The organism is Acinetobacter sp. V2 (assembly GCF_001188385.1).
Taxonomy (GTDB): domain Bacteria; phylum Pseudomonadota; class Gammaproteobacteria; order Pseudomonadales; family Moraxellaceae; genus Acinetobacter; species Acinetobacter oleivorans.
Genome location: NZ_JZFB01000003.1, coordinates 429,713 through 433,916, shown reverse-complemented (window position 1 = coordinate 433,916; position 4,204 = coordinate 429,713). Strand labels below are relative to the sequence as shown.

The following is a 4,204-nucleotide window of genomic DNA, read 5'->3' as shown; positions in this document are numbered from 1 at the left end:
GTTGGGGTCGCGAGTTCGAGTCTCGTTTCCCGCTCCAAAATTTAAAGACCACTTAATTCGAAAGAGTTAGGTGGTTTTTTTATTGTCTATTGATTAGTTTTGACTAGGTAAAATTGATATTAAAGAGCGCTTTATATTCTGCTGTAACACCACCCTCTTTGATGGCTTTAGGATGAGATAAGTCTTATATAATTTATTAGTAGATGAAAATATTGGATTACGGCAGAAGTCCCCCCCAACTGCACTAACTTTAAAGATGACAAAATAATTATAGTTTAAATATTATTTAATAATGGATGTTTTCAGAACCCAAACCAAATGTTAAAGTATGTAAATCCTGACTTTCAAATAAGTGATTTTAAAACAGGTAAATCAATTATTGTTGCACGCAACGGTAAAACAGAAGCAACTTTCAAGAAATTAAATCTAGAGAACAACAGTATGTATTTAACCCCCTAAAAGGTATTAAAATCATATTCATTATCCCAAAACTCAAAATACCATACAAGTTATTGATTTATTTAATAATTTTTAGTTTAAAGAAGGTGTCCGATGGCAGGTGGAGAAACAGCTCGAATTGCTGAAATAGCAGAAAGATTATCAAAAGAGATATTCTCTTTTTTTAAGTGGAAAACTTTACCACTTGGTTTAATGAATCAAAATTTTGATTGTGTACATAAACAAAGTCATGTGGTTTTAAAAGAAAAACAAATTGAAAATTTAAAAGCTGAATATGAACAACTATTAATTAATGAAGAGAAAAAAGGATGTACAAAAGAAGAATTAGATAAGTTGAAAGCTGAACAAGATTTAATATTAAAAGATATGAGTGATGCAAAAAAAGATGAGTTATCTAAGACACATCCTGTAGATGCAGTATTTTTCTATATTGACCCGTATACAAAAGATAAAGTTTTCTTCAATTGCGATCTAAAGAGTTATAAACAAAGTTCAATTACACCACATGCATTAAGATCAACTTTATCTTCCCTGTCTCAATCTATCCATTGCGCAAGAGATTCAGATGAATGGAATACAAGATATAATTGCTTATTTACTGGAGATATAAGAGGTCTATTATTTCTTTTAAATCATGATGGCAATTATAATTCTGATATTAGAGAGTTGTTTAAGAAAAAAAGTGAAACTGATGAACAGCGAGTGGTTATCGATAATTTAAAAATTCAGCCCAATCAAGTAATACATATTATAGATCCAGCGACAATTTGTTATTTAGATACGATAAGGAAGGATACAGCCTTTCTGACCTCTACCAATAAGTTTCCTCACCCGCGTTCAGATTGGTTTTTCTATTATCCCGATTTGAAAATTAGTAGACCGATTCCAGATACTTCAGACAGCCCTGCTACAATTGAAATGATGCTTGGACCGTTTTTAATTATAAAATATAAAGAATTTGAGAGAAATGATGGTAGTGGACGGGAAAAAGAAGGTTTTGTAATTTACTATAAGTTAACAGGGGCTAGCAAAGAAGAGTTTTTATTCTTTTTAGATACTTTATCTAGCTATCAAATCTTTAAGTATAATATAAATATTAACATTCGTATGATTAACTCCAATCCACACTCATTATATGAAGAAAATTTCCATAATGCCTTATCTCATTATATTGAAAATTGGCAGCTAACAGAAGATACAGCAAAGATATTCAAAAATATTGAATTTTCACTAGTTGAAAACATTACAACTAGATTTCTGACAAAACCAATACTTTACAGAGAAATAGCATGACAAATAGTAAAAATATAATCTGTCCAGATGATAAAGATATTTACACTACACTTCAGAGTAGCAATATTAACAATAGTGTACTCGAAGAGCTCTTCTTAAATCACTTTACTCTTACAAGTAGCAAAGGAAATAAAGAAAAAAGGGCTTTAAAGTTTTCTCGCTCTATACTTTCATATCAAGATTATCAAACTATAAAAAGTATCTTTGATAAGGAAAAGCGTCGAAAAGAAACTACAAAGGGTATTTTATTAGGAACAAATTTAAATTTGTCTGAAGTCCGAGATTTTTTGGAACAAGAAAAGGCAGAACTTATTGATTTAAATCATACCTCAGATCTCAAAATTATTCCTTTAGGCAATAAAATAAGTATAAAAATTGATTATATTGTTTATGATTTTTCTAAAAATTTATTTAGTGGTCAAGATCATTTATCTACTGAAATCATACTTAACTTTGATGATTCTCAAGTTTTCATAGAATCTACAAATGATAAATATATTGATAGATGGCAAAGAAAAATCATTCAAGTAATCGAAACCAATACAGAAAGCACCGCTTACCAAGAGATAGAGATCTCTCTATTTGGAATTCAAGATCAAGAAAAGAAACTTAAATTTTATTGTGATTTGATAGAAAATATTTCAGGATTTACATATGATACTGTTGTAGATATATATGTAAGCAGAAAAAAGGAAAATAGAACAGATGATAATTTAGATGATGAGCAAGACGATGACCCTTCTGAAGATATAAATAGATATATTAAAAAAGCTTCTTTTAAAGGATCAAAATTATTAAACTCAGATACTGTATTACAGCTACTTGCTAAACATTATCATATTTATCGAATTATTTGGCAGGCCGTTCATTCAACTAATTCAAATGAGGTATATCAATTCGAAGTAAGATTTAATAATCCAGAAGATTGTACTGATTTTGCGTATTCTGTTCATGGGAAGTTCATTGATGGGGCTACAAAAATTACTAGCGTTCCATTTGAGGATACAAAAAAAATAACTTCAAAAATTTTTCAAAAAGCAAGAGAGCTTATGGATGAACTCAATAAAGATTTAGGAGACACAAATGCGATTCCTACACAAACCTCTCAAACTCTGACTAATAGTGAGTGAGGATTCCATATGCAAAGACTGAATTTTTACAAACTAAATCTTCATAAAGATTTTTCTAATTTTAAAAAAAATTTAATTACTTCATCTAATGATATAGATGCAGGTTATATAACTACTTATGAGGTTAAAGAGGATTATATTCATGCTATTTATTATAAAAAAATATCTATAAATGAAAGAATTTTAAATCCTTCAGGTGATTATGAAGAAATTTCCTATTATATATATCAAAATATAGAATTTTATATTTTCTGTCACAAGAAAAATATTACCTTAGCCATTATAAACCAGCCTAAAAGTATAAAAAATTTTATATCTTTTTTGAAAAACAATGATAGTTTATTCTTTTCATTAAGTAACTATACTATTAATATAAAAAATTCTTTAGAAAAAAATACTTTAAAAATATTAAAAGCTAAATTTATTGATGTCGAATTATCTATTAACTCTTTTGCAAATATAGAGATTAATTCCAACCAGAATGCTTTATCTGATTTCGAAATTCTTAAACTTAGAGGTTCTAGTGAATTAATTAGAGTAAAAGTAATTGAGAATTATAAAAACTTATTTATAGAATCAGAGTTCAACAATAAAGCTACTTTTTCCATAAAAATTGAACACTTAGATTTTAATTTAATAAGCTACTTTTATGAAAAATATATAAATTCTTAAATATTTTAGAACATGAATTAAAAATTTATTTTAGGTAAAGTAAATTTAGTAATTATAATGCCACTTTAAAAATTAAAATTACTTTTACTTAAAGGTTTTCAATTCATTCTACTATAAGAATCAGATAGGATTTCGCATAATAGTAAATAAGTGCAACAAAAACCCTATCCTCAACAAAGCAGATTTAGCTATTTACATTTTTAGCTAATTCTTTTGCTAAACATTGCTCATGCCACGTGGTTTGAAAATTTTCGACAGCTTTTGATTTAATGAGGGGGTCTTCAAATAATTTTGAAGAATATGCAGATTTGATAAGCTCTTGATAAAGTTGTTTGGCTTGTTGCTCTTCAAGATGATCGGCGATGTCGTGTAACTCTTTAGCTGGCACTTCATGTTGTCTAGCATCCATCACACCACTCGCTGCTTTCTTCACAGTTTCACAGTAATGAAGTTCCATGGCTTCTGATGCTGCATAACATTGAATTGAAATCGCGCTTATAAAGAGGAATATAAATCTCATAATCTCACCTTAATTTGACGCGCAAGAGTACCAACTAATCTGCCCAAATTTAAGTTAAAAAAGGTTATTTTTGTTTTGTCTTATTTTATTTCACCTTTTGCACTTGAGTATTAGAAGCTCTTAGCACTGT

4 protein-coding genes are annotated in these 4,204 nt (G+C 28.5%); 3 read left to right on the top strand and 1 reads right to left on the bottom strand.

Features of this window, described 5'->3' with window-relative positions:
- The first annotated feature begins 552 nt into the window (after positions 1-552).
- Genes UC75_RS12905 through UC75_RS12895 form a run of 3 tightly spaced genes read left to right on the top strand, consistent with a single transcriptional unit; the run spans position 553 to position 3,554 of the window.
- Positions 553-1,752, top strand: a complete 1,200-nt coding sequence (locus UC75_RS12905; protein ID WP_049837838.1) for a hypothetical protein — start codon at positions 553-555, stop codon at positions 1,750-1,752.
- Positions 1,749-2,882: a hypothetical protein gene (locus tag UC75_RS12900; protein ID WP_049837837.1), complete on the top strand. Its 1,134-nt coding sequence runs from the start codon at positions 1,749-1,751 to the stop codon at positions 2,880-2,882. The genes UC75_RS12905 and UC75_RS12900 overlap by 4 nt, the downstream gene beginning before the upstream one ends.
- 9 nt (positions 2,883-2,891) lie before the next feature.
- On the top strand, positions 2,892-3,554 hold the full coding sequence (locus UC75_RS12895; RefSeq protein ID WP_049837836.1) for a hypothetical protein: 663 nt from the start codon (positions 2,892-2,894) through the stop codon (positions 3,552-3,554).
- A gap of 184 nt (positions 3,555-3,738) precedes the next feature.
- Here the strand turns inward: UC75_RS12895 and UC75_RS12890 are convergent, their stop codons facing one another.
- Positions 3,739-4,074, bottom strand: coding sequence for a hypothetical protein (locus tag UC75_RS12890; protein WP_049837835.1), 336 nt, complete (start codon positions 4,072-4,074; stop codon positions 3,739-3,741).
- Positions 4,075-4,204 lie beyond the last annotated feature (130 nt).